25 protein-coding genes are annotated in these 25,539 nt (G+C 40.9%); 3 read left to right on the top strand and 22 right to left on the bottom strand.

What is annotated here, in order from left to right; genetic code table 11:
* Positions 1 to 408 precede the first annotated feature (408 nt).
* From O3670_RS07755 to O3670_RS07735, 5 genes are all read right to left on the bottom strand, one after another.
* Positions 409 to 1,086 (bottom strand): CPBP family intramembrane glutamic endopeptidase, encoded by a 678-nt coding sequence (locus O3670_RS07755; protein WP_002887005.1) that lies wholly within the window; start codon positions 1,084 to 1,086, stop codon positions 409 to 411.
* Between the two features lie 264 nt (positions 1,087 to 1,350).
* A complete protein-coding gene (ytpR, locus tag O3670_RS07750) occupies positions 1,351 to 1,974 on the bottom strand; it encodes a YtpR family tRNA-binding protein (protein ID WP_002885779.1) in 624 nt (207 codons plus the stop codon).
* Positions 1,975 to 2,006: 32 nt separating this feature from the next.
* Positions 2,007 to 2,531 (bottom strand): hypothetical protein, encoded by a 525-nt coding sequence (locus tag O3670_RS07745; protein ID WP_371595955.1) that lies wholly within the window; start codon positions 2,529 to 2,531, stop codon positions 2,007 to 2,009.
* A 3-nt stretch (positions 2,532 to 2,534) separates the two neighbouring features.
* The gene (locus O3670_RS07740; protein ID WP_070475326.1) at positions 2,535 to 2,849 is read right to left on the bottom strand and encodes a thioredoxin family protein; all 315 of its coding nucleotides are present in this window, start codon (positions 2,847 to 2,849) and stop codon (positions 2,535 to 2,537) included.
* Positions 2,846 to 3,130, bottom strand: coding sequence for a DUF4651 domain-containing protein (locus O3670_RS07735; RefSeq protein ID WP_021152625.1), 285 nt, complete (start codon positions 3,128 to 3,130; stop codon positions 2,846 to 2,848). Before O3670_RS07735 ends, O3670_RS07740 begins: the two co-directional genes overlap by 4 nt.
* A 99-nt stretch (positions 3,131 to 3,229) precedes the next feature.
* On the opposite strand from O3670_RS07735, the gene pepA reads away from it, so the two are divergent.
* Complete coding sequence (gene pepA / locus O3670_RS07730; RefSeq protein WP_175057816.1) at positions 3,230 to 4,297, top strand: glutamyl aminopeptidase; 1,068 nt, start codon at positions 3,230 to 3,232, stop codon at positions 4,295 to 4,297.
* A gap of 15 nt (positions 4,298 to 4,312) precedes the next feature.
* Positions 4,313 to 5,083 carry a pyrroline-5-carboxylate reductase gene (gene proC, locus O3670_RS07725; RefSeq protein WP_013991257.1) on the top strand — a complete coding sequence of 257 codons (771 nt, stop codon included), beginning with the start codon at positions 4,313 to 4,315 and terminating at the stop codon, positions 5,081 to 5,083.
* Positions 5,084 to 5,109: 26 nt separating this feature from the next.
* Here the strand turns inward: proC and O3670_RS07720 are convergent, their stop codons facing one another.
* From O3670_RS07720 to pbp1b, 17 genes are all read right to left on the bottom strand, one after another.
* Positions 5,110 to 5,772, bottom strand: coding sequence for a CPBP family intramembrane glutamic endopeptidase (locus O3670_RS07720; RefSeq protein WP_175057817.1), 663 nt, complete (start codon positions 5,770 to 5,772; stop codon positions 5,110 to 5,112).
* A gap of 112 nt (positions 5,773 to 5,884) precedes the next feature.
* Positions 5,885 to 6,331, bottom strand: a complete 447-nt coding sequence (locus tag O3670_RS07715; RefSeq protein WP_175057818.1) for a CAAX protease — start codon at positions 6,329 to 6,331, stop codon at positions 5,885 to 5,887.
* 77 nt (positions 6,332 to 6,408) lie between these two features.
* Positions 6,409 to 7,065 (bottom strand): CPBP family intramembrane glutamic endopeptidase, encoded by a 657-nt coding sequence (locus O3670_RS07710; protein ID WP_014632546.1) that lies wholly within the window; start codon positions 7,063 to 7,065, stop codon positions 6,409 to 6,411.
* An 11-nt stretch (positions 7,066 to 7,076) separates the two neighbouring features.
* Positions 7,077 to 7,274 carry a type II toxin-antitoxin system RelB family anti-toxin gene (relB, locus tag O3670_RS07705; protein ID WP_002885716.1) on the bottom strand — a complete coding sequence of 66 codons (198 nt, stop codon included), beginning with the start codon at positions 7,272 to 7,274 and terminating at the stop codon, positions 7,077 to 7,079.
* A gap of 250 nt (positions 7,275 to 7,524) precedes the next feature.
* Entirely contained in the window at positions 7,525 to 8,718 is a 1,194-nt protein-coding gene (locus O3670_RS07700; RefSeq protein WP_002885831.1) for an acetate kinase, read from the bottom strand.
* Positions 8,719 to 8,774: 56 nt separating this feature from the next.
* A complete protein-coding gene (locus tag O3670_RS07695; RefSeq protein WP_002885753.1) occupies positions 8,775 to 9,731 on the bottom strand; it encodes a class I SAM-dependent methyltransferase in 957 nt (318 codons plus the stop codon).
* 44 nt (positions 9,732 to 9,775) lie between these two features.
* Positions 9,776 to 10,093, bottom strand: coding sequence for a competence type IV pilus minor pilin ComGG (gene comGG, locus O3670_RS07690; protein ID WP_021144683.1), 318 nt, complete (start codon positions 10,091 to 10,093; stop codon positions 9,776 to 9,778).
* Positions 10,071 to 10,508 carry a competence type IV pilus minor pilin ComGF gene (gene comGF / locus O3670_RS07685; RefSeq protein WP_021144684.1) on the bottom strand — a complete coding sequence of 146 codons (438 nt, stop codon included), beginning with the start codon at positions 10,506 to 10,508 and terminating at the stop codon, positions 10,071 to 10,073. Before comGF ends, comGG begins: the two co-directional genes overlap by 23 nt.
* A complete protein-coding gene (gene comGE, locus O3670_RS07680) occupies positions 10,495 to 10,725 on the bottom strand; it encodes a competence type IV pilus minor pilin ComGE (protein WP_021144685.1) in 231 nt (76 codons plus the stop codon). The genes comGF and comGE overlap by 14 nt, the downstream gene beginning before the upstream one ends.
* A 31-nt stretch (positions 10,726 to 10,756) precedes the next feature.
* Entirely contained in the window at positions 10,757 to 11,185 is a 429-nt protein-coding gene (gene comGD, locus O3670_RS07675) for a competence type IV pilus minor pilin ComGD (protein ID WP_253183813.1), read from the bottom strand.
* Positions 11,145 to 11,459, bottom strand: coding sequence for a competence type IV pilus major pilin ComGC (gene comGC, locus O3670_RS07670; protein WP_037611125.1), 315 nt, complete (start codon positions 11,457 to 11,459; stop codon positions 11,145 to 11,147). Before comGC ends, comGD begins: the two co-directional genes overlap by 41 nt.
* Positions 11,460 to 11,467: 8 nt before the next feature.
* Positions 11,468 to 12,568 carry a competence type IV pilus assembly protein ComGB gene (gene comGB, locus O3670_RS07665; RefSeq protein ID WP_175057819.1) on the bottom strand — a complete coding sequence of 367 codons (1,101 nt, stop codon included), beginning with the start codon at positions 12,566 to 12,568 and terminating at the stop codon, positions 11,468 to 11,470.
* Complete coding sequence (gene comGA / locus O3670_RS07660) at positions 12,450 to 13,391, bottom strand: competence type IV pilus ATPase ComGA (RefSeq protein WP_002885658.1); 942 nt, start codon at positions 13,389 to 13,391, stop codon at positions 12,450 to 12,452. The genes comGB and comGA overlap by 119 nt, the downstream gene beginning before the upstream one ends.
* A gap of 81 nt (positions 13,392 to 13,472) precedes the next feature.
* Positions 13,473 to 13,835, bottom strand: a complete 363-nt coding sequence (locus tag O3670_RS07655; protein WP_002887019.1) for a DUF1033 family protein — start codon at positions 13,833 to 13,835, stop codon at positions 13,473 to 13,475.
* Positions 13,836 to 13,997: 162 nt separating this feature from the next.
* Positions 13,998 to 17,636: a DNA-directed RNA polymerase subunit beta' gene (gene rpoC, locus O3670_RS07650; protein WP_002887020.1), complete on the bottom strand. Its 3,639-nt coding sequence runs from the start codon at positions 17,634 to 17,636 to the stop codon at positions 13,998 to 14,000.
* A gap of 99 nt (positions 17,637 to 17,735) precedes the next feature.
* Positions 17,736 to 21,317 (bottom strand): DNA-directed RNA polymerase subunit beta, encoded by a 3,582-nt coding sequence (rpoB, locus tag O3670_RS07645; RefSeq protein ID WP_002885744.1) that lies wholly within the window; start codon positions 21,315 to 21,317, stop codon positions 17,736 to 17,738.
* Positions 21,318 to 21,676: 359 nt separating this feature from the next.
* A complete protein-coding gene (pbp1b, locus tag O3670_RS07640; RefSeq protein WP_048790862.1) occupies positions 21,677 to 24,100 on the bottom strand; it encodes a penicillin-binding protein PBP1B in 2,424 nt (807 codons plus the stop codon).
* Between the two features lie 101 nt (positions 24,101 to 24,201).
* Between pbp1b and tyrS the strand changes: the two genes are divergently transcribed.
* The gene (gene tyrS / locus O3670_RS07635) at positions 24,202 to 25,458 is read left to right on the top strand and encodes a tyrosine--tRNA ligase (RefSeq protein ID WP_021144690.1); all 1,257 of its coding nucleotides are present in this window, start codon (positions 24,202 to 24,204) and stop codon (positions 25,456 to 25,458) included.
* The last annotated feature ends 81 nt before the right edge of the window (positions 25,459 to 25,539 follow it).

The raw sequence follows: 25,539 nt of genomic DNA, 5'->3' as shown, positions 1-25,539 counted from the left end.
ATTCGTAAGCAGAAGTAAAAAAAGTGACAGATTTTGAAAAAGCAAGAATAAAAATAAGATATATATATCACATTATTGACTTCAATTAAATAGAAAAAAGTAAAATCTATTCGGGTGAAAAGCAGGATGAGTTCTGCAATAAATGTACTTGTCACTAAATATTAGACATCTGAAGATGAGCTGAGCTACTAGCAAAGGAAGTAGGAAGCTTGGTATGAGCTGTCGATTCAAAGAACAGTTATCGCCATACAAACTTGTCATTAGTTTACTTACTCAAATCATCCTCTGCTGACCCAGAATTACCACTTAAAATAATTTTAACACTCCGTTTTGAAGTTGTTTTATTGATAGAAGAGAGACGAGAGTCCTTTGCCTTTTCTTTGTAAGCTGAAATAGTTTGGAATTCACTTATTGCACACTACCAATGACCAATACTATAAAAGATAAAATATTTCCTAGCACATGAACCATCAAGGGATAGTAAATATTTCCCTTTTCATTCACATAAATAATTGAAAGGGCTACTCCGCCACCTAAGTAACCAACTGCACTGACCCACTCTGATAAAGACAAACTGTGCATATGGGTCAAGGCGAAAACAAATCCTACCACACAAATGCTTAGCCAGCTTGGCAAATGTCTCTGTAAACAATGCAATAAAATTTGACGGAAAAAGAGTTCTTCCACAAAAGGTCCAATGATACAGGCGAAAACTGCTATCAGTAGTGGTTGTTCTTTAAAGGTACTTTGTATATTAGCCTCGTTTAGTCCTTGTTCACTTAGTCCCAAAACCTGCCTCAATATTGCCGATAGTAGTCCAAAGAAAATGGTCACCAGGACAAGTAAGAGCCAGCCTTTTAAAACCCCCAAGAAAAATTTTCTTTTAGAACTTCTGACCTCTTTCCACTTTTTGAGCAATTCAGACTTAAATAAGAAGCAACCATACAAAAACATGATGGTATAAACTAAATAGGTCGTTAAAGAAGAAGGTAAGGGAGCATCAAATACTCGTATACCGTCAAAAACAAAAAGGACTGTATAGAGAATCATAAAAACAAGGACTCCCTTATGTTTGTTGTAAACCATTGAACTTTCCTTTCTTTATATAATCATCACCAAATCTGAGTCTGACAGATAAATAAAACACAACTTGATTAATAAACTTGAAGCCACATTTTTTAGATAATTGCTCGGATAAAGTTGTTTTGGCAAATAATAGAGATTGAGAGCAATACTATTATATTTTGATGATGAACTTGGTAAGCATAAAGAGGTTCTCGAAATTTTGAACCATTTGCCAAGACGAGCTCTCCTAAAAAAAAGCGGCTTACTTACCGCTTCTTGTCTTATTTACCCTTTCCAGTGTTTGGCTGGATCAAAAGCCTCACCAACTACTGCTGAATCATCAAGTTCAATAATACCACGTTTTTGTGGAGCATTTGGAAGTGCCAACTCACGTGGGGCACACATCATACCATAACTATCTTCACCACGAAGTTTTCCTGGGAAGATAAGGGCACCGCTAGGCATCATAGCACCAGGAAGGGCTACGATAGTTTTAAGCCCAAGCGCTGCGTTTGGTGCTCCTGCAACGATTTGGACCTTCTTATCACCAATGTTCACTTGGCAGATGTTAAGGTGGTCACTGTCTGGATGTGCAACCATTTCATCAATTTGTCCAACCACAAAGACTGGTCCTTGTGTGTTTTCCAAACGCTCTTCAAAGCCCTCTTTAGCCAATTCCTCGTTCAAAACAGCTACATCTTGGTCTGACAAGAAAACTTGACCGTTACCTTCGATATCAATGAGGCTTGACGCTTCAAAAATATTCCAAGCAAGAGTCTTGCCTGTTTCATCAGCTGTGACACGCGCCACTTTACCTTTACGTTCTACGCTACGTTTGATGTCTTTAGTATCTTCTAAGATAACCAACAAAACGTCGCCAACTTGTTCTTTATTATATGCAAAAATCATGGATTCTCCTTCAATAATTCTTTTTCTAGATTTTAAAATCGACTGATATGCCAAGAATCGTCGTTACTACCATAGCGATAACTAATCTTGTCAATTTTCCAGTCACTCTCTGTTAATTTTAAGACAAATTGTTTGTGGTACCAAAAGTCATTCCCATAGGAAAATTCGAGAAACATCTTAGCCTTACTCTTCATAATAAACTTAACTCGACAGGGCTCTAACACAAAATCATAGGTGCCTGGAGAACCAAAAGAAGCTGAAAAACCTCTTTTATAACAGTTATCAGTCAAGTGTTTTTGAGCTAAAGGAGTCAACTTCACTTTAAATTCATCAAATAACTCCATTTCTCCAGGAATAGTTTGATGTGTTGGAAGACTATTTTCCTTTTTGTAGGTATTTATTTCTTGGTGTTTCAAGAAGATATCGCTTTCAATTTTGGAATGCTCTACTAAAATTTGGCATAATTCTTCGATGATCTCCTCATTTTTTTCTGTCAGATACTTTTCTTTAGTTTCTGAAATATCAAGAGAGATATTAGGAAAGTGATTGATTTTCATCTTTTAAATCTCCGACAAAAAGGCATTGACTTCTTCTTTGGTTTTACGAGCTTTATTGACCAAGCGTCCCAATTCCTGACCTTTCTGAGTCACGACAAAACTTGGGATACCAAAAATATTCCAAGTTTGCGCCAAAGCCATATAATCATCACGGTTAACACGCACAAAGGTCATATCTGGATGGAGGGCTTCAATTTCAGGCATAACGGGATAGATAAACTGGCAGTCTGGACACCAATCGGCAGTGAAAAAGAAAACCACCTTTTGATCACTTTCAACATAGCTTGCCAATTCTTCAAGATTCTTAGGAATAATCATGCCTGCTCCTCCTCATAGGTCAAGATATCCTCTGCATAAACAAAGCTATAGGAACGTCCATCCTCTAAGACGATACCTCCTGTAAGTCCTGGATTTTCCTTATCAGTGGGATTTGTATAAAGGACTGCGATAGTCCCCAAGTGAGATAATTCTTGTCTAATATCTTGGATTAATGCAGCCTTCTTCATTTCTGTACGTGACTGTCTATACTTCTCTGCCATTGCCAAGAGACCTAAAGCTCCTACGCCTCCAGCAAACAAGGCCAATGTTTTACGTTTCATAAGAAACATTTTACCATAATTTTAGACGAATGGGGAGAGGCTACCTATCTCTTGAGAATCGTGCTAAAATAGTAGCAAGTACTACTCAAGGAGGATTTTATGACTACCCTATTTGACAAAATTAAAGAAGTAACCGAGCTCAGTGCTACTTCAGGCTTTGAAGCTCCTGTACGCGACTACCTTCGCAACAACATCACCCCACTTGTAGATGAAGTCCAAACAGATGGTCTCGGTGGTATTTTCGGTATCAAGCATAGCCAAGCAGAAAATGCCCCTAAGGTGCTTGTGGCTGCCCACATGGATGAAGTTGGGTTTATGATTAAGGAAATCAAAGCAGACGGAACTTTCCGTGTCGTTGAACTTGGTGGTTGGAACCCACTTGTTGTCAGCTCACAACGCTTCACTCTACACACTCGTGACGGCCGTACCTATCCTGTCATCTCAGGTTCAGTGCCACCTCATTTCTTACGTGCTAGCGGTGGAGCTTCAAGTCTTCCCAGTGTTTCTGATATCGTCTTTGATGCTGGTTTTGCCAACCAAGAAGAAGCAAATGCCTACGGCGTTTTCCCAGGTGATGTCATCATTCCTGAATCAGAAACGATTCTCACAGCCAATCAAAAGAATGTCATTTCTAAAGCTTGGGATAACCGTTATGGTGTTCTCATGATTCGTGAACTCTTGGAAAACGTTAAGGATCAAGAACTCAACAATACTCTAATCGCTGGGGCCAATGTTCAAGAAGAAGTTGGTTTACGTGGTGCCCATGTCTCTACCACTAAAATTGATCCTGAAGTTTTCTTTGCAGTGGACTGTTCTCCTGCAGGTGATATCTATGGTAATCAAGGTAAGGTAGGTGATGGTACACTTATTCGTTTCTTCGATCCAGGTCACATCATGTTGCCCAATATGAAAGATTTCCTTTTAACTACTGCTGAAGAAGCTGGTATCAAATACCAATACTACTGTGCTGCGGGCGGAACAGATGCTGGTGCCGCTCACTTGCAGAATGCTGGTGTTCCATCAACAACTATCGGTGTTTGTGCCCGCTACATTCACTCACACCAAACCCTTTATGCGATGGATGACTTCCTAGAAGCACAGGCCTTCTTACAAGCTATTGTTAAGAAGTTGGATCGCTCGACAGTAGATTTAATTAAAAACTACTAAGACAAGGAGTAACCCATGATTATAGGTTTTATCGGTGTCGGAAAAATGGCAACAGCCATTATCAACGGCCTAAATACAAGCTCACATCGTATCATTATTTCAGGGTCTTCCTTGGCTCGTTCACGCCAGATTGCAGAGGAACTAGAGGTTGAAGCGGCTGCTTCCCATCAGGAATTGTTGGATAATGCTGACCTGGTCATCCTTGGTATCAAACCTCAAATGTTTGATAAGGTACTAGCCGATCTCAATTTCCATCAACCTATCATAAGTATGGCTGCTGGAGTGACCTTAGAACGCCTCGCTTCCCTCACCAGTCCAGACCTTCCTCTTATTCGTATCATGCCGAACCTTAATGCTCAAATTCTCAAAAGCACTACTGGTCTTTGCACTAATGATAAGGTATCCGAGGACCTTTTAGCAGTTGCCAAGGAAATCACAGACAGTTTTGGAACCACTGTTGAATTGGCTGAGAAGGATTTTGATACCTTTACTGCCTTAGCAGGTTCTAGCCCTGCCTACATCGCCCTCTTTATCGAGGCTCTAGCCAAGGCTGGTGTCAAAAACGGCCTAAGTAAGCAGGTCGCTCTGACCATTGCCACACAGACTGTTCTAGCTACCGCTGAAAATCTCAGTCTTGGTAGCGACAGTCCACATGATCTTATTGACAAGGTATGTAGCCCTGGTGGGACTACTATCGCCGGTCTCATGGACCTTGAGCGTACAGGCCTCACCCATAGTGTGGTTTCAAGTATTGATACCACCATTGCTAAAGCTAAAAAACTATAAGAAAAAAGCTCGGAAGATTCCGAGCTTTATTTGATATATGGTGCTAAAAATTGTAAGAGTAATAACATTGAAACCGCAATACTATTGTTAATGATATGGGCCATGATACAATACTCTAACTTTTGAAACTTACGATATGCTATCCCAAGGACAAACCCCATACCTGCATATATAATCCAAACACCGATACTATTCGGCATATGAACAAGGCCAAAAAGTAAACTACTAACAATCAAGCCAACAATAGAATCTGGATTAAAGACGCGTCCCATGAGAAGCCCGCGAAAAACCAGCTCTTCCACAATTGGTGCCATAATTACTGTAAACGTTATGAGAAGGAAGGGATTCATATGGGCATTTTCTATGGCTGCCTGATTGGTGCTATTACTAACACCTTCCATCATCATGACTATAGAACCAATCCTAGTAACGATATAAATACCTAGGTAGGTCAAGCCAATCATACCCCAGGCCCTCAGGGAAGAAAGGGCCTTAAAGCCTTCGAAAAGCCCAAGACGTTTTCCTAAGAAAAGAGCTCCTGCGCTCATAAGAAGCAAGACAAAAATTAAGAGACAGACCAGCCTTATATCTTTGACACCTAAATAGATGGTTGGAACTTGATCAATAATTAGTATTAGGAAAGCTAGTAAAAAATAAAGAAAGCGTTTGAGAATTGACCCTTTGTTCATGAGAATCCACCTCTTTTCATCATCTGTTTGTACTTTTATTATAATACAACATAACTTATTTGACAAGACAAAAAGAAAACGAAAGAGGAGTTTTTCAAGATAATATAGACTCTTATCCTATTTTAGATAGGATGAGACGAATAAGAGCAAATCCCAATACTAAACCATAGAGCAAGACTGATAAGACTGTAACATATGGCAACTGAATATTGACAAAGGCATATAGGGCAATCAAAGCAAAGATAAGCAAAAACTCTAAAATCAGAGTTGCAACTGCTGTCGCCATTAAAATCTGTTTATTTCGCTCATCGTAGGCAGCAATATACATCCGATGAAGACGTTTGGGATGGGTAAGTGTAGCAAAATAATAGATTGACAAGACATAAACCCCAATGGTAAATCCCAATACTAATCCTAGAGCATAATCACTAAGACTGTTAGAGCGAACAACAAACAAACCCAAAACACCCAAAGACAAAAGAGAACAGGCTACTCGTGTAATGTATTTCTTAAACTCGGCCTCTGTTTTTCTCTTTCCTAATAACATTTTTATTAACATATCTTAACACTCCCTCTATTATCCTTTATAAGAGCAATATAACTTTTTTCACTGACAACTTTAAACACTTATTCACCTTAAACGAAAAGACTGAGTAGTACACTTATGCTATTGTTTAAGATATGAACACCCATACTGTACTCGATACGCTTAGTCTTATAATATGTTATCGCAAGACCAGCTGACATAATACCATAGATGACAATTGTCTGAAGCGTAAATGCTGAGTGACCAGCCATAAAGAGAAGACTGGAAATAACAAGACCCGTCTTAAAGTATTTTCCAAAGAGCACCTTGGCTAAGAGTCCCCTAAAAATGATTTCTTCCATAATCGGAATAATAAAACCGGCGACTACTAGGTGAAGATAGAATGGTACGTGGGCAAAGATATCATTTAAAGCATCTTGATTTTCCATAGTCGCATTGTGTGTTAACTGACCAATAAAATACCCTAGAAGATCACCTAGGAAAAAGATGACGAGATTGAGAGAAGCAATCGCAACGAGACGTCTCCAATTAATCTCTTTAAGCGATAAGAGTTTAAATCTATAAGCAATCACGATAAAAATAGCCAAACTCCCTAATGCCCAAATACCGTAACCTATTTGCTCCACAAGTGAAAACTTACCATCCTGAGTAAGTAGCGGGAAAGCACCTAATAGTGTTAAATCTAAGATTAGTAGAGTGAGCGCTAAAACAATAACACCAATTTTCTTCATGACTTGTTTAAACATATCTTTTCTCCTTAATCTTCCTCAAAAATAAAGACTTCTTCAATAGTCTTTCCAAAATATCTAGCAATTTTAAAAGCCAGTTCCAACGACGCATTATAGCGACCTTTTTCGAGTGAAATGATGGTCTGTCTCGTGACCCCCATTTCATCTGCTAACTCTGCCTGACTAATCTTATTAGCCTTGCGAAGTTCCTGAATTTTTGTTTCCATGTAGTACCTCAACCTTATCGTTTATTCTCAAATAGTTAAACTCCTTACTTTTATTTGTTAAGTTAACTTTACATTTATAGTATAGTCTACTTTACATATTTTGTAAAGTCTTTTTTACATTTTTTGTAAAGTTTTCTTTACTTATTGAATTACACATATATAGACATCGACAAATGATGCTTTCAGAGCATTCAAAAAAGCTAGCCAATCACTCGGCCAACTTTTCTGGTCTTATCAAATTTTTGATAACTTATTTAGTTTTAAGGCGCTCAACATCACGCGCAATCACCAACTCTTCATCTGTTGGGATAACAAATACTTTAACAGCTGACTCTGCTGTTGTAATATCGCCTACATGTCCAAAGACATTCTTTTCAGGATCCACTTCAATACCAAACCAAGTGAGACCATCCAAAACTGAAGCACGAACTTCCGCAGAGTTTTCACCAATACCTGCTGTAAAGACGATAGCATCCGCTCCGTTCAACACACCGAAGTATTGAGCGATGTATTTACGCAAACGATCCACATAAAGATCATAGGCCAAGGCACATTTTTCATCACCAGCATTCTTACCAGCAATGATATCACGCATATCACTTGATTTTTCAGAAATGCCAAGAAGACCTGATTCCTTATTAAAGACGTGACGGATACGCTCAGCATCTGCCATTTCAGGCTCACGATCAATAACAAATGGAATAATCGCAGGGTCAAGGTCCCCAGTACGTGTTCCCATCATAACGCCACCAAGTGGTGTCAACCCCATTGACGTGTCTACTGATTTACCACCATCAACGGCAGTAATAGAAACACCATTTCCCACATGGGCTGTGATAATCTTAGTTTCTTCAATTGGCTTACCTAACAACTTAGCTGCTTCTTGAGAAACATATTGGTGGCTAGTTCCGTGTGCTCCATACTTACGGACTTGGTAGTCTGTATAGTAACGATTAGGCACTGGATAACGGTAGGCCACTTCCGGCATAGATGTATGGAAGGCTGTATCAAAAACAGCAACACTTGTAATATCTGGGAGGAGCTCCTTAAAGGCACGAATCCCTGAAGCTGCACCTGGATTGTGTAAAGGCGCTAAGGCTGACAATTCTTCAATCTTAGCCAAGGCATCTTCATCCACCAAGCTTGATTCTTTGAAATATTCTCCACCAGCAACCACACGGTGACCAACACCTGTAATTTCATCATAGCTCTTGATAATATCAAAACGAATCAAATCATCAAGCAAGATTTTTACTGCCTGAACATGGTCAGCAATATCTAGAGTTTGCGATTCTGAACGGTCATCAAATTTTACTGTTGAAACAGAATCTTTCAAGCCGATACGTTCAATCAAACCCTTAGCAAGAACAACTTCATCTGGCATCTCATATAGTTGCCATTTCAAGCTTGAGCTTCCTGCATTAATTGCTATTGTTTTTGTCATAAGCCACCTCTTTGTAAAACGCTTTCAATAATATAGTCCTATTCTAACATGTTTTGCTAGAAAATGGAATTATCTGATTTCCATTTTTGGAAATTCTCTGTAAAATCTTTGAGGACCTCTGGGTTTTGCAAATCACTAAGTGGATAAACAAAGGTCTCAGGAGCATTTTCAGTTTGTTTTTTAAGCACAAAGATAGACTTCATGTTATGTTTATTGCCAAAAGCTGCTTCTGGAAGAGTGATAACGGCAATAATATCAGCATATCCTGATAGCCATTTCTTAAGCAAATCACTTTGTGGGCTTGTCAAAAGATTAGTTGGTGCCAAAAGAATAGCAATACCATCTTTCTTCAGGTACTTGAGTGATTGCTCCATGAGAAGGTGATGGGCATAGGTGTGTTCACCGGTTGCTGCAACCTTGAAACGACTCGCAATCTCATCATTTGGGTAATAACCAACAGGTAGATCACTGATAATAACATCACTCTCTTTGAGAATGTGTGGTCGAACAGCATCTTCTTGGATGTAAACTGCACTTGAATTCACCACATCAGCAATGCTAGCTGACAAATCGATAAGGAGATCGTCAACTTCCATTCCCATATAATTAAGGGTTTTCTGACTATTATTTAGAAGAGTTTCAGCCAAGTTTCCTGTCCCCGAACCAATCTCCAAAATATCTAATTGGTCGTCCTTGGTCAAACCTTCAAGTAGGTAAAGAATGATAAATCCAATAGCATCCGGTGTAAATTGGTGATTGGCTTGTAAGGCTTCCAATTGCCCTAGTTTAATAAACAAGAACTGAAAAGCACGACGCCACTCCTCTTTACTTAGATCAAGGGCACGTAATTTCTCGTTGTTTTTGATGATGACTTCATTAGCTACCTCAGCCCCCAAATAATAGGAATTTTGCTCAATAAGCGCATCGTAAGCATGGGTTCCAAGATCATTTTCAATGGTTTGGACATTTTCTAACAACAGCTCAAAGGCTGTCTCAATTGCTTCAAAATTCATGATTTCCTCCGTCCTTCTATCATATCAAAAAGGAAAGAGAATTTCTATTTCTGCTCCTGCTTCTTCACATAACGATAGGTCTTGATTTGACCTTTACTGGCAACTCTAACAATCACTTGTTTGTCCTTAACCTCATAAGTCGTAGTTCCCTGAGAGAAACTAAAAGCACCTGCTTCCTTGTCCGCCAAGTCCATGGTCATCTCTGCCATGAGACGACTCTGACTGGAGATCATTTGCGCTTGGTTCTGTCTAGAGCTAGCAACCACCCGCTCCAGATAAACATGAAGAAGGAGTGTGAAAATGCCAGCCATAAACAGAGCATATAGGAGAACACCTCCCCTAACTTGTTTTTTCAAAAGCATAAACAAAACTCCTTTGTAGCCCATTTTTAAGAGTCACTTGGATGGTGACTATCTGGCTCTTTTGGCTTATCGTACTAGATTTTACATTAAAAAGCATAGGTTGGTAACCTCGACCATCAGCATTTGTTTTTCGAAAATCAGTAGCACTTGATAGTCCAAAAGCTAAGTCTTGATTATCCTGCTTGACATAGAGTTTGTTCCCCTCTACCTTTACCAACTGACAACCTTCTAATTCTGCCTCCATTTGTTGAACAAATAGGAGCCAGTCTTGGTTTTCTTGTTGCTTGACCTGCTTAACATTGCTCACCAATACTGTGGTCAGACCTTGATAAACTTGAATTGAACCAGCAATCACCAATAGAGCTACTAGACATTCCAAGAGGGTAAAAGCACGAACCTTGCTATTGAGAGACATGAATAATCTCCTTTCCTGATTCATAAACCGCGATACCTTGCTTGCTACGTTTAACTGTCACTGTGATGCCATTTAAGGTCAACTGATCCTGTTTGGTCTGAACTGCCATGGTTGCCACACTCAAGACCTCCTGTTGGTGGAGATTCCTAGCCATTAGCCTACGATTGGTATTGATTTGTTCCAAAATAAGACCACTGACAAGTACTAAAACAGCCATTGCTACCAGGCTTTCGATAAGAATATAGCCTCTAAGAGACCGTCTTTTTATATTTACCGCTGCCCATATTAAGCTGATAGGTCACCACCTCCTTATCACTTGAAAAACGAATCTTTGTGAGGCTAGAGTTGCCTCCTTTGGCATCAAACACTAGCGTCTGCCCCTTATCCAGATGTATATTTTTAGGAATCACCAGACTTGATTTTCCGTTACTGATTTTATCCTTGGCCAACTGCAATTCAACATTGGACCCTTCCGCCGCTGCCAAGCGCTGACTATCTCGGTATAGGTACTCAAAGCGCAGATAAAAAAGATTAGTCTCAACCTGCTGAAAAATACCTGTGACTGAGCCTGATAAACTCAGAGTGAGAAAGGCAACCACTGCTAAAGTCACCAGACTCTCCAACAAGGTAAAGGCTCTAATTGGCCACTGAGCGGCTTTCGCCACCATGTTTCGCATAGTAATCATTGTATGAATCTGCCTGTTTTTGCGTGATTTGACCTTCTGAAACAAGAGCGGCTAAGCTAGCTGTCTTGTTATTCTTCATTTCATAAAGTTCTGCTTGAGAATCCACGACCTTGACCACAGCCGCATTTCCAGTCTCTTTAACAGAATCCTTCTGCTTGCTCAAGTTAGGTACAAAGAGCAAAAGGAGAATACTGATAATGAGAAGCACGACCAGCATTTCAATCAGCGTAAAAGCACGTAATTTAACGGCATTCAATTTTTTCAACATCATTTTCATGACATCATTCCTTCCATATTTTGATACATTGGTAATAGCATAGCTGCATAGATCATTACAATCACGACAGCAACAATAACAAAAATGAGGGGTTGCACAAAGGTTGTTGCCTTATTAAGACGGTTAAAGAAAGCCTGCCAAACCTCTTCAGCATAGACTTCTAACTCATAGCCCAACCTAGCATTAGCCTCTCCATAAGCAATAATTAAGGATAGTTCCTTAGTGAAGAAAGGGTGACTAGCAATACGGTCAGGAAAACTCTGTCCTAGCATCAAGGCTTCTTCTAAATCAGTCCCCAGCTCACGAAAGAGCTTGGACTTTTGCTCTTTCATTAGAGCAACCAAGTCTAGCAAGTCAATACCTTGCCCTAAGAGATTTCCCCATTCTCTAGCATAATAGGCGGTCGTATATAGCCTGACAGTTTGGCCTATAAAAGGGATTTTTGCCATTCGTCGATAAAAGACAAGGGCTGGCTGGCGTTTCACCCATAGATAGAGAATTAAGCTTAATACAAGCAGTCCGCACAAAGTCACAAAAAAGAGCTGGGGAAAGATTTGAACCAACTGTACAGCCCAATTATCCTTACCATCACCCTCTAACAGTTGAGGTAAAAGATAATTTTTAAGTCCTAACATAATCAGAATCAGGAAACCCAGGAGTAGGATAGGGTAGGTCGCTACCTCCATGAGTTTCTTGCGAACCTTGGTCATGCGAAGCATGTAGGTTTCAATCTTGGTTAAACTACCTAGAAGATTACCGTGCTTATCAGCAAGGGCAATCTGAGTAACAATATTGTCCGAAAAACCCACTGACGCAAACATCTGGTCTAGCCTGTCGCCTCGCATTAAGCTTGCTTTCATAAGAGATAATGACGATTCTTTCAACAAGTGACTTCGCTCCAAAAAGGCTACGATTTCAGTTAAAGTAAACCCTGCCTTTAGAAGTTGTTTGAAAAGCTGGATAACCTTGACTTGCTGATTAATCTTTAATTTTTTCCCCTTGGATATCCCCTTCAGTGAGATATCCTTGTTGAACCAAGCCTTCCAACTGTTGGTTCCAGCTGGTTGACGAATGGCTTTGGAAATTTTCACTGGCAAAATCAATCACACCTCCTCCCTTAATCAAACGCATATAGGCAATCCCTTGAAGAGCATTATCCAACTCAGACTTATCTACACCAAGGTCCAGAAGACGCTCATAAACACCTGCCACACTCTTTGCGTGAATAGTTGAAAGAACAGTCACTCCTGTCAGACTAGCTCTAATAACCGCTCGAGCAGTCTCCTTATCTCGAATTTCTCCAATAATCAAAACATCCGGGCGGTGACGTAGTGATAGCTTAATCAAATTATCATAGGTCATGTCAATTGCCTGATTTACCTGGAGTTGCAAGACATTATCCTGTTTAATTTCCACAGGATCTTCAATCGAAATCACCTGCTGTCCCTTAAAACGCTCCTGAACCAATTCATGCATAAGCGTAGTCTTTCCAGAACCTACGGGACCTGCAAAGAGATACAAGCCACGATAATCCAAAGCATCCATAATCGGCTGGATTCCTTGATTCCAATACACCAATTCTCGACGTTCGGAATGTAGAACACGAATAACTAAACTTTCTAAGCCGCGATAATCCCCAACGGTTGATAAACGCAGAGAAACCCTTTGACCATCACCACAATCATAGTCACAGGAACCTAGTTGACTCCTACGCTTCTCACCCACCATCATTCCCGCCACAAATTTAAAGTGACCAATAAGACTAGCCATGAAATCAGGCCGATATACATCAATTAATCTCCTCTCCTGGCCAACTCGCATATAGAGCTCGTAATTATCCTGACGTGGAATGACATAGATGTCTTGAGCCCCACAACTATCAGCATTTTTGATCATTTCCTTAGCAAATTCTGTTACCATAAGGACCTCCTCATAAACCTATTCGTAAAAAGTTTAAGAAAATGAAAAGAAGCCCGAAAAAAATTCGAGCTTCTGCATTGTTTAACGTTTAATTTTACAGTGGGCATGATTTGGAAGATCATTTCGCTTTTCATATCCCGGACGGTATTTTTCCTCAGGAATTTCCTGCCAATCATCCAAAAGAGCAATCGATTGATAGACCTGCAGGTATTCGTCACACTCCTCACACCAGTGTTTATCCTCTTGGTCCCAAAAAGCAGTCATGACACTACTACGGCTGATATAACTTGGCAAGGTTTCTTCCATGGCAAACCAAAGTTTTTTATAGTACTTGAGGGCATCATAAAAATTTTCAAATTCCTTAGTACTGATGATATCTTCTTGCCAGCCTTCTAAGAACCACCACGGTTCCAAATCCCCTTTCATTTCAACTACTTGGTACATTTTTCTTTCTCACTTCATCTTTGGTGTTCCTATTATACAAAATTTTCTGGAAAAGATAAAAAAAATGGTCTTATATTTTATATTTATCAAAAATTGAAGAAATTCTAGTCATATAAATACGAAAAGAACTCACAATGAATTGTGAGTTCTTTTGATTTCGTTTTAGTCTTCAGATGATTCCACAATTGCTTCATCAACAGCAATATTTTCAATAACTTCAACTTCGTTAACTGAAAGTGGTTCAATGTTACGGTAACGAGCCATACCTGTACCAGCAGGAATAGTCTTACCAATGATAACATTTTCTTTAAGACCAAGGAGATGGTCTTTCTTACCACGGATAGCTGCATCTGTAAGCACACGTGTTGTTTCTTGGAAGGAAGCCGCTGACAAGAATGAATTTGTTTCAAGTGAGGCTTTCGTAATACCAAGAAGAACTGGACGAGATGTTGCAGGAACACCACCAGAGATAACAATATCCTTGTTAGCATCTGTGAAGTCAGAAATGTCCATAAGTGTACCTGGAAGGAGATCTGTATCACCTGGATCCATAACACGTACTTTACGAAGCATTTGACGAACCATTACTTCGACGTGTTTGTCACCGATTTCTACCCCTTGGCTACGGTAAACTTTTTGTACTTCTGCAAGAAGATAAGTTTCAACTGACAAGGTATCACGCACTTCAAGGAGACGTTTAGGTTGGATTGACCCTTCTGTCAAGGCTGCACCACGGTGTACTTCGTCACCCACTTCAACTTTCATACGAGCTGTAAATGGAACAACGTATTCACCCATTCCAGTCTTACCTTGAACGAAGACTTTCTTAGTACGTGTTGCGGCATCTTCTTCGATTTCAATAACAGTACCTTTAACTTCAGTGATAACCGCTTCCCCTTTAGGGTTACGTGCTTCAAAGATTTCCTGGATACGTGGAAGACCCTGTGTGATATCGGTGTTTGAGGCTACCCCACCGGTGTGGAAGGTACGCATAGTAAGCTGTGTACCAGGTTCCCCGATAGATTGAGCGGCGATAGTACCAACTGCTTCACCAACTTCAACCGCATCACCTGTTGCCAAGTTGATACCGTAACAGTGACGGCAGACACCGTGACGTGTGTTACATGTAAAGACTGAACGGATAGTTACTTCTTCAACACCAGCATTGACAATAGCAGCAGCCATGTCTTCAGTAATCAAAGTATCTGGACCTACGATTACTTCACCTGTTGTAGGATTCTTAACTGATTTCTTAGTGTAACGACCTTGAAGACGTTCTTCAAGTGTTTCCGTAACTTCTTTACCGTCAGTAATCGCACGGATGAGAAGACCACGGTCTGTTCCACAGTCATCTTCACGGATGATAACATCTTGGGCAACGTCAACCAAACGACGAGTAAGGTAACCTGAGTCGGCTGTCTTAAGGGCCGTATCGGTCATACCTTTACGCGCACCGTGAGTAGAGAAGAACATTTCCAAAACGCTCAAACCTTCACGGAAGTTTGAAAGGATAGGCAATTCCATGATACGTCCGTTAGGCGCGGCCATCAAACCACGCATACCGGCAAGTTGAGAGAAGTTAGAGATGTTACCACGAGCTCCTGAGTCCATCATCATAACGATTGGGTTCTTAGGATCTTGTGTCTCAATCAGACGTTTTTCAAGTGCTTCTTTCGCTTCACGCCATGTTGTTGTAACAGCAACATAACGGTCATCATCTGTCATCAAACCACGACGGAAGGCCTTGTTAATTTCTTCAACACGATGGTGAGCAGCATCGATAATTTCTTGTTTGTTATCGATAACTGGGATATCGGCGATACCCACTGTCAAACCAGCAAGTGTTGAGTGGTAGTAACCAAGGTCTTTCAAACGGTCAAGGAAGGCTGATGTTTCAGTCGTACGAAGACGTTTGAAGGTTTCAGCGATGATGTTACCAAGATTTTTCTTCTTGAATGGCGCATTAATTTCCAAACTATCAATAACTGTTTGGATATCTTGACCTGGTTCAAGGAAGTACTTATCTGGTGTACTATCTGTCAAGTTCTCATTTGTTGTTTCTTGAAGATATGGAATTTCTGCTGGAATGATTGAGTTAAAGAGAATCTTACCAACAGTTGTAACCAAAATCTTGTGAAGTTGGTTTTCTTTCCAAGGTTTATCAGGCATGCTGTCTACTGCGATACCGACACGGCTATGCAAGTGAACATAACCATTACGATAAGCCATAACTGCCTCATCAATATCCTTGAAGACCATACCTTCACCCTCACGGCCTTCTTCTTCCATAGTCAAGTAGTAGTTACCAAGAACCATATCCTGAGATGGTGTTACGACCGGTTTACCGTCTTTAGGGTTAAGGATGTGTTCAGCCGCAAGAAGGAGCAAACGTGCTTCAGCTTGAGCTTCTTCAGACAATGGAACGTGGATGGCCATTTGGTCACCGTCAAAGTCGGCATTGTAGGCCTCACATACCAATGGGTGAAGACGAAGGGCCTTACCATCAATCAAGACAGGTTCGAAGGCCTGGATACCCAAACGGTGGAGGGTAGGTGCGCGGTTAAGAAGTACTGGGTGTTCCTTGATAACATCTTCAAGAATATCCCAAATACGTTCGTCACCACGTTCAACCATACGTTTAGCGGCTTTCACGTTACCTGCGTATTCACGCGCAACGATTTCACGCATCACAAATGGTTTGAAAAGTTCGATGGCCATCAAACGTGGCACACCACATTGGTACATTTTAAGTGTTGGACCAACGGCGATAACGGAACGTCCAGAGAAGTCAACACGTTTACCAAGCAAGTTTTGGCGGAAACGACCTTGTTTACCTTTAAGCATGTGGCTCAAAGATTTAAGTGGACGACTACCTGGTCCAGTGATTGGACGACCACGACGTCCATTATCGATAAGGGCATCTACCGCTTCTTGCAACATACGTTTTTCGTTTTGCACGATGATACCTGGGGCATTCAATTCAAGCAAACGAGCCAAACGGTTGTTACGGTTGATAACACGACGATAAAGATCGTTCAAGTCAGATGCCGCAAAACGTCCACCATCCAATTGAACCATTGGACGAAGGTCTGGTGGCAATACTGGCAAGATGTTAAGAACCATCCATTCTGGTTTGTTACCAGACTTATAGAAGGCATCAAGAACGTCCAAACGACGAACAGCTTTAACACGTTTTTGACCAGTTGCTGTCTTCAACTCTTCTTTGAGTTCAGCAATTTCAGCTTCCAAATCCACTTGTTTCAAGAGATCTTGGATAGCTTCTGCACCCATTTTAGCGACAAATGAACCATGTCCATACTCTTGCAATTTTTCACGATATTCACGTTCTGTCAAGAGAGATTTTGGTTCAAGTGGTGTTTCCTTTGGATCGATAACCACGTAAGCTGCGAAGTAGATAACTTCTTCAAGCGCACGAGGACTCATATCCAAAGTCAATCCCATACGAGAAGGGATTCCCTTGAAGTACCAGATGTGTGATACTGGTGCTTTCAACTCGATGTGACCCATACGTTCACGACGAACCTTAGCACGTGTTACTTCAACACCACAGCGGTCACAAACGATACCTTTATAACGGATACGTTTGTATTTTCCACACGCACATTCCCAGTCTTTAGTAGGACCAAAGATCACTTCGTCGAAGAGACCTTCGCGTTCTGGTTTGAGCGTACGGTAGTTGATTGTTTCAGGTTTCTTAACTTCACCATAAGACCATGAACGGACCTTAGTTGGTGAAGCTAGTGTGATTTGCATACTTTTAAATCGATTTACGTCAACCACTAGTATTACCTTTCTTTTGTTCTATTGACAATAGCAGCGCTATTCTCACCTTTATCAGCTACCTTAGCAGAGAGTGTGAACTCCCTCTCTAAAGCTTATTTATTCTGTTTTATCTGAAGCTTCTTCTTTAGCTTTTTCTAATTCAGCAGCTTCTTTGGCTTGTTGTACACGTGCTTTTTCAAGATCATCAACGTGCATGACATCGTCGTCTTCACCTTCATCAAGATCACGCAATTCAACTTCGTAGTCATCCTCATCAAGGACACGCATATCAAGACCAAGTGATTGCAATTCTTTAACAAGTACTCGGAATGATTCTGGTACACCTGGTTTTGGAATTGGTTTACCTTTAGTGATAGCTTCATAGGCTTTCAAACGTCCGTTAACGTCATCTGACTTGTAAGTCAAGATTTCTTGAAGGATATTTGATGCACCATAAGCTTCAAGGGCCCAAACCTCCATCTCACCGAAACGTTGTCCACCAAATTGTGCTTTACCACCAAGAGGTTGTTGGGTAACAAGTGAGTAAGGACCAACTGAACGGGCGTGAAGTTTATCATCAACCATGTGGTGAAGTTTGATCATGTACATGACACCAACTGACACACGGTTATCAAATGGTTCACCTGTGCGTCCATCGTAAAGGATTGTCTTAGCATCACTATCCATACCTGCTTCACGAACAGTATCCCAGAGGTCTTCTGAGCTTGCCCCGTCAAAGACTGGTGTTGCGATGTGGATACCCAAGTTACGAGCAGCCATACCAAGGTGAAGTTCCATAACCTGACCGATGTTCATACGTGATGGCACCCCAAGAGGGTTCAACATGATATCAACTGGTGTACCGTCTGGAAGGTAAGGCATGTCTTCAACAGGAACAATACGAGAAACAACCCCTTTGTTACCGTGACGACCGGCCATCTTATCTCCGACCTTGATCTTACGTTTTTGTGCGATGTAAACACGAACAAGCATGTTAACACCTGATTGCAATTCATCACCGTTTGCACGTGTGAAGATTTTAACATCACGAACGACACCATCACCACCGTGAGGTACACGGAGTGATGTATCACGTACTTCACGAGATTTATCACCAAAGATAGCATGGAGAAGGCGTTCTTCAGCAGAAAGGTCTTTTTCACCCTTAGGTGTTACCTTACCAACAAGAATGTCACCTTCTTTAACCTCAGCACCGATACGGATAATACCCATTTCGTCAAGGTCTTTGAGGGCTTCTTCACCAACGTTTGGCAATTCACGTGTAATTTCTTCAGGCCCAAGCTTTGTATCACGTGTTTCTGATTCGAATTCTTCCAAGTGAACAGATGTATAAACGTCATCTTTCACAAGACGCTCACTCATGATAACGGCATCCTCGAAGTTGTAACCTTCCCATGTCATGTATGCGACAATAGGGTTTTGACCGAGGGCCATTTCTCCACCTTCCATAGATGGACCGTCAGCGATAAAGTCACCTTTTTCAACAATATCGCCAACCTTAACCAAAGTACGTTGGTTGTAGGCAGTACCTGAGTTTGAACGACGGAATTTTTGAATAGTATAAACATCAAGAGAACCATCTTCACGACGAACTTCAACTTTATCAGCATCAGAGTAAACAACTTTACCGTCGTGTTGAGCAATAACTGCAGCTCCTGAATCATGGGCAGCTTGATATTCCATACCAGTACCAACATAAGGTGCTTTAGGATCAATCAAAGGCACAGCCTGACGTTGCATGTTGGCACCCATGAGGGCACGGTTAGAGTCATCGTTTTCCAAGAAAGGAATACATGCTGTCGCAACGGCAACTACCTGTTTAGGAGAAACATCCACGAAATCTACAAGGTGTGATGGGTACTCTTGGTTATTACCTTGATGACGACCCATAACGATTTCTTCTGCAAATGTGCCATCTTCGTTCAATTTAGAGTTAGCCTGAGCAACTGTGTACTCATCTTCTTCATCGGCAGTCAACCAAACTACTTCGTTGGTTACTTTACCAGTTGCACGGTCAACCTTACGATATGGTGTTTGAATGAAACCATACTTGTTAAGGTGTCCGTATGAAGACAAGTTATTGATCAAACCGATGTTAGGTCCTTCAGGTGTTTCAATTGGACACATACGACCGTAGTGCGTGTAGTGCACGTCACGAACTTCATATCCGGCACGGTCACGTGTCAAACCACCAGGTCCCAAGGCTGACAAACGACGTTTGTGTGACAACTCTGACAATGGGTTGTGTTGGTCCATGAACTGTGACAACTGTGAAGAACCGAAGAATTCTTTAACAGCTGCGGTTACAGGGCGAATATTGATGATTTGTTGTGGTGTCAAGACTTCGTTATCTTGAACTGACATACGCTCACGTACGTTACGTTCCATACGAGCCAAACCAATACGGAATTGGTTGGCAAGCAATTCACCAACGGCACGGATACGACGGTTACCAAGGTGGTCGATATCGTCTACTTTACCGATACCTTCAGCAAGGTTGAGGAAGTAGCTCATTTCAGCTAAGATATCCGCTGTTGTCAAAGCACGAACTTTATCATCTGGGTTGGCATTACCAACAATTGTAACTACACGATCTGGATCATTTGGTGCAACAACCTTGAATTTTTGAAGAACAACAGGTTCTGTAACCACCGCATAATCATTTGGTGTGTATACAAATTTGTTCAAATCACCATCCAAGTATTCTGCGATTGAATCAATCACATCACGTGTCATTTCAGTACCAGCTTCAACAAGGATTTCACCTGTTTCAGGATCTACCAAGTTTTCAGCAATTGTTTGTCCCAAAAGACGTGTCTTGATGTTAAGTTTTTTGTTGACTTTGTAACGACCAACAGCAGCCAAGTCATAACGACGTGGATCAAAGAAACGAGCTACAAGCAAGCTACGTGAGCTGTCGGCAGTTTTTGGTTCACCTGGACGAAGACGTTCATAAATTTCTTTAAGCGCTTCATCAGTACGTGAATCTGCTGGGTTTTTGTGGATATCTTTTTCAATGGTGTTACGAACCAACTCGCTATCACCAAAGATATCAACAATTTCGTCATCACCTGAGAATCCAAGCGCACGCACAAGCGTTGTGAATGGAATCTTACGTGTACGGTCGATACGAGTGTAGGCGATGTCTTTTGAATCTGTTTCAAGCTCAAGCCATGCCCCACGGTTAGGGATAACTGTTGATCCATAACCCACTTTACCGTTTTTATCAACCTTATCGTTAAAGTAAACACCAGGTGAGCGCACCAACTGAGAAACGATAATACGTTCACCACCATTGATGATGAAAGTACCCATCTCAGTCATAATAGGGAAATCTCCGAAGAAGACTTCCTGAGTTTTGATTTCACCAGTTTCTTTGTTAATAAGGCGGAAAGTCACAAAGATAGGTGCTGAGTATGATGCATCGTGGATACGAGCTTCTTCAAGTGTATACTTAGGCTCTTTCAATTCGTAACCAACGAATTCCAATTCCATAGTGTCTGTGAAGTTTGAGATAGGAAGTACATCCTCAAAAACCTCTTTAAGACCAGTATCCAAGAATTCTTTGAATGAATCCGTTTGGATTTCAATCAAGTTTGGTAAATCAAGAACTTCTTTGATTCTTGAAAAACTACGACGGGTACGATGTTTCCCGTATTGAACGTCATGTCCTGCCAAGTCTTCTACTCCTTTTCTACATTCGAGACTTGCTTTGCAAGTCGTGCACTTTAAATATTTGTCTTCTGCCTTTTTCAGTTGCTTGTCCTATTGACAAGTGATCAAACACCAAGGTCCACTTAGCTGATTAATGATAAGCGAAAAACTTAATCTGTGAATTTTTAGAACCTTTAAATATGCATTACAACACTTGAAAATCCTAAAAATAAGCACAAAAATAGCAGCTAAATCTGACCGAAAAAACGTTGATTTAACTGCTGTATCTCTTGATTGGACAATATTTCAACCAAGTAAGACGACAAATAGTTGTCTATATTATACCTAATTTTTTACTTTTTTGCAAGTTTTCTTGGCAATTCCTAATGCCCTCCAAGAATGCTAGACCAGGCTTTTTGATAGTCACTGTCGGTTCCACCAATAGCAAACTTGTAAGTCGTATCTCCAGGTCCATTTTTAGCCCAGTAAGTATCAACCATTTCACCACTTACAGAAACATTACGACCATTGACAGACACTGTTGCTGGTTTAAGACCTGTTGATTTGAGTACACTTGCCTTAATGGCACTTGAATCGATATTAAACTTGTCTCCAGTTTTAAAAATACCTGGATTAGCATTATAGATAGCGGAAGTCAAACGAGCCATATATTGCGCATTATAGGTGTAACCCGTTTTAGAATTGGTTGGTGTATTATTGTCATAACCAGCCCAACCACCAAGAGTAATACCAGGCGTTGACACAATCAACCAAGCATCCGCAAAGTTATCTGTCGTTCCTGTTTTTCCCATCCAGTCCGCTGAGGCTGCTGCACCATTGACATTTTTCAATTCAGAATGAAATTGAGTTGTTGCTCCCTTAACTACCACTTCTTTGAGCAAGTTATCCATGATGCTAGCCGTAGCTCTTGAAAAGACTTGAACCCCTTCAGATTTATGCTGATAGATAACTTCGCCAGTCCGGTCGGTAATACTATCAATCATATAGCCCTTCTCATAGACGCCACCATTTGAAAGCATTTGATAGGCATTTACCTGTTGGGCAACCGTGGTTTCAATTCCTCCACCAAGAGGCAAACTCTCGATATTGTAATTAGCAATCTTATAACCCATCTTGGTCATGTAACCCTCAACATCAACATCATGACGTTGAAGCATTTGGTAAGTCCAAAAGGCTGGAATGTTCCATGAGGTATTGAGTGCCTCTTGTAGGTTCATCATAGCTGTACCTTTATCACCATCATGGAGAATAGGCGTTCCACCCGTAAAATTAGTTGGGTAGTTAGAAAGGATACTTGAGCTACCCATCAAACCTTGATCAATAGCAATTCCATAAGCGATAATAGGCTTAATAGATGAGCCTGGGGAGCGTGCCGTATCAAAGGCATGGTTATTTTGATTATTTTCGTAACTACGACCACCAACAAATCCTAGAATTGCTCCAGTCGCATTATCCATGAGCACATTTCCGACTTCAACTCCACTATTGCCACCTTGGTCGAGGAGGCCACCATATTGACTCGCAGCATCTTGCATCGCATTATAAACTGCATTATCAATAGTTGTCTTAACGCTGTAGCCACCGGTTTGGAGCTCTTGAAGGGCTCTCTCACGATAGCTTTCCTTTGTCTTATCATTTTTCAAATCTTGACTCGATACCTTGTCACGTTTAACGAGGTAATCATACATGACATCCTGAGCCTCAGACATGACAGAATAGTACAAATAGTCATGACTTACGGCATCAGACTTCTCACCAGCCTTGAAATCTTTAGTGATGTCATAACTCTTATAGCTTTCGTACTGCGACTTATCTAGATAGCCGCCACGATAAAGATTGTAGAGTACATCTTGTTGACGTGCCAAGCCATAAGAAAGATCCTCTGCGTTTTTTAATTGACCGTCAGCTGTATAAGGTGAGTAGACAATTGGGCTCTGTGGTAAACCTGCCAGATAGGCAGCCTGAGGAACTGTCAAATCCGCTGTAGATACGCCAAAGATACCTTGAGCAGCCTCCTCAATACCAGCAATATTTTTCCCCTTGTTATTACGTCCAAAAGGAGAAACATTCAGATAATCGGTTAAAATTTCATTTTTAGAAACACGACGCTCCAATTGTAAGGCATAGATAATCTCTGCCGCCTTACGTTTAAAGGTTGGTGCATCTCCTGTTACCTGTTGCTTAATTAACTGCTGCGTTAGCGTCGAACCACCACTTGAAGAGCCAACTCCCAAAACTGATGACACCAAAGCCCTAAATACTGCCTTTGGCACAACACCCTTATGCTTCTTAAAATTTTCATCCTCAGTCGCAATGATGGCATTTTTGACATTGTTAGAAATCGCATCACTCTCAATAGGTGTTCTCAGCAAGTCAGTATCAATATCCGTAATCTTCTTAGAATCGGAATAGCTCATCGAAGATACCAAACTAACCTCACTAATCTGATTCAACAAGGTTTTGTCCTTAATCGACGGAACAGACTCAATTTGACTCCCCAAATAACCCAAACCAATTCCTGCACCGAACAAGGTAAGGACGATAATAACCACATAAAAGAAATCAGACAAAAGCTTTAAGGTTTTTAAGAAAACATCGCCCATGTCTAAGAGTGTCATCCGGTCCTCAGTCGACTTTCTCCCTTGCTTACGATTCCACTTAGAATCAGTCGTAGCTTTCCTTTCATTAAAAGATTTATCCCCTCTTTTAGACCTAAAACCAGCAAACCTTGTGCGAATAGCCTGCCCTAGTCGTCTAAAATAATTTATTATTTTTTCAAAATTCATAGAAATACCTCAAAGCCTATTATAACAAACTTTGACAAAGCTTGCATAGGCCTACTTTCTTTTGGTATAATGGTGCAGAATATACTTTACTGGAGAATATCATGACAATTTTTGAAGAACTAAAAGCACGTGGCTTGATTTTTCAAACCACAGATGAAGAAGCCCTTGTAAAAGCCTTTGAAGAGGGACCCGTCTCATACTACACTGGTTATGACCCAACAGCAGACAGTCTCCACCTTGGACACCTTGTCGCTATCCTTACAAGTCGCCGACTTCAATTGGCTGGACACAAACCTTACGCCCTCGTTGGTGGTGCAACAGGTTTGATTGGTGACCCATCATTTAAAGATGCCGAACGTAGCCTCCAAACCAAAGAAACCGTTGAAGGTTGGGTTGAAAAAATCCAAGGTCAGCTTTCTCGTTTCCTTGATTTTGAAAATGGTGACAATAAAGCCGTTATGGTCAACAACTATGATTGGTTTGGTTCAGTCAGCTTCATCGATTTCTTGCGTGACGTGGGTAAATATTTCACAGTTAACTACATGATGAGTAAAGAATCTGTTAAGAAACGTATCGAAACAGGTATCTCTTACACTGAGTTTGCCTACCAAATCATGCAAGGTTACGATTTCTACGAACTCAACGATAAGTACGGCGTAACCCTCCAAATTGGTGGTTCTGACCAATGGGGTAACATGACAGCAGGTACTGAGCTCTTGCGTCGTAAAGCGGACAAATCTGGACACGTTATCACAGTTCCACTTATCACAGATTCAACTGGTAAAAAATTCGGTAAATCTGAAGGTAACGCTGTCTGGCTTGATGCTACTAAAACAACACCTTACGAAATGTACCAATTCTGGCTCAACGTTATGGATGACGATGCTGTTCGCTTCTTGAAGATTTTCACTTTCTTGTCACTTGAAGAAATCGAAGAAATCGGTAAAGAATTTGACCAAGCTCGTCACCAACGTTTGGCACAAAAGATTTTGGCTCGCGAAGTTGTTACCTTGGTTCACGGTAAAGAGGCCTACGAACAAGCTGTTCACATCACTGAACAACTCTTCGCTGGTAATCTTAAAGCTCTCTCAGCACGCGACCTTAAAGTTGCCCTTAACGGTGTCCCAACTTATGAGATCTCAGCAGATGAAAATCTGAACATCGTTGAACTTCTCGTCAACGCTAAGATTTCACCTTCTAAACGCCAAGCACGTGAAGATGTACAAAACGGTGCTATCTACATCAATGGTGAACGTGTGCAAGACTTGGATTACACTCTATCAGATGCAGATAAAATTGATAATGAAATTACTGTTATCCGTCGTGGTAAGAAGAAAAACTTTGTCTTGACTTACTAATTTATAGCTATTCTCACTCCTTAATGGAGTGAGTTTTTTTTTACCAAAAAAGAGCAGTCGGATTCCCAACTACTCTCTTCA

Origin of the sequence: Streptococcus sp. 27098_8_74 (assembly GCF_041431705.1) — a bacterium.
GTDB lineage: Bacteria > Bacillota > Bacilli > Lactobacillales > Streptococcaceae > Streptococcus > Streptococcus salivarius_E.
This window is presented reverse-complemented; position numbering and strand designations above follow the sequence as displayed.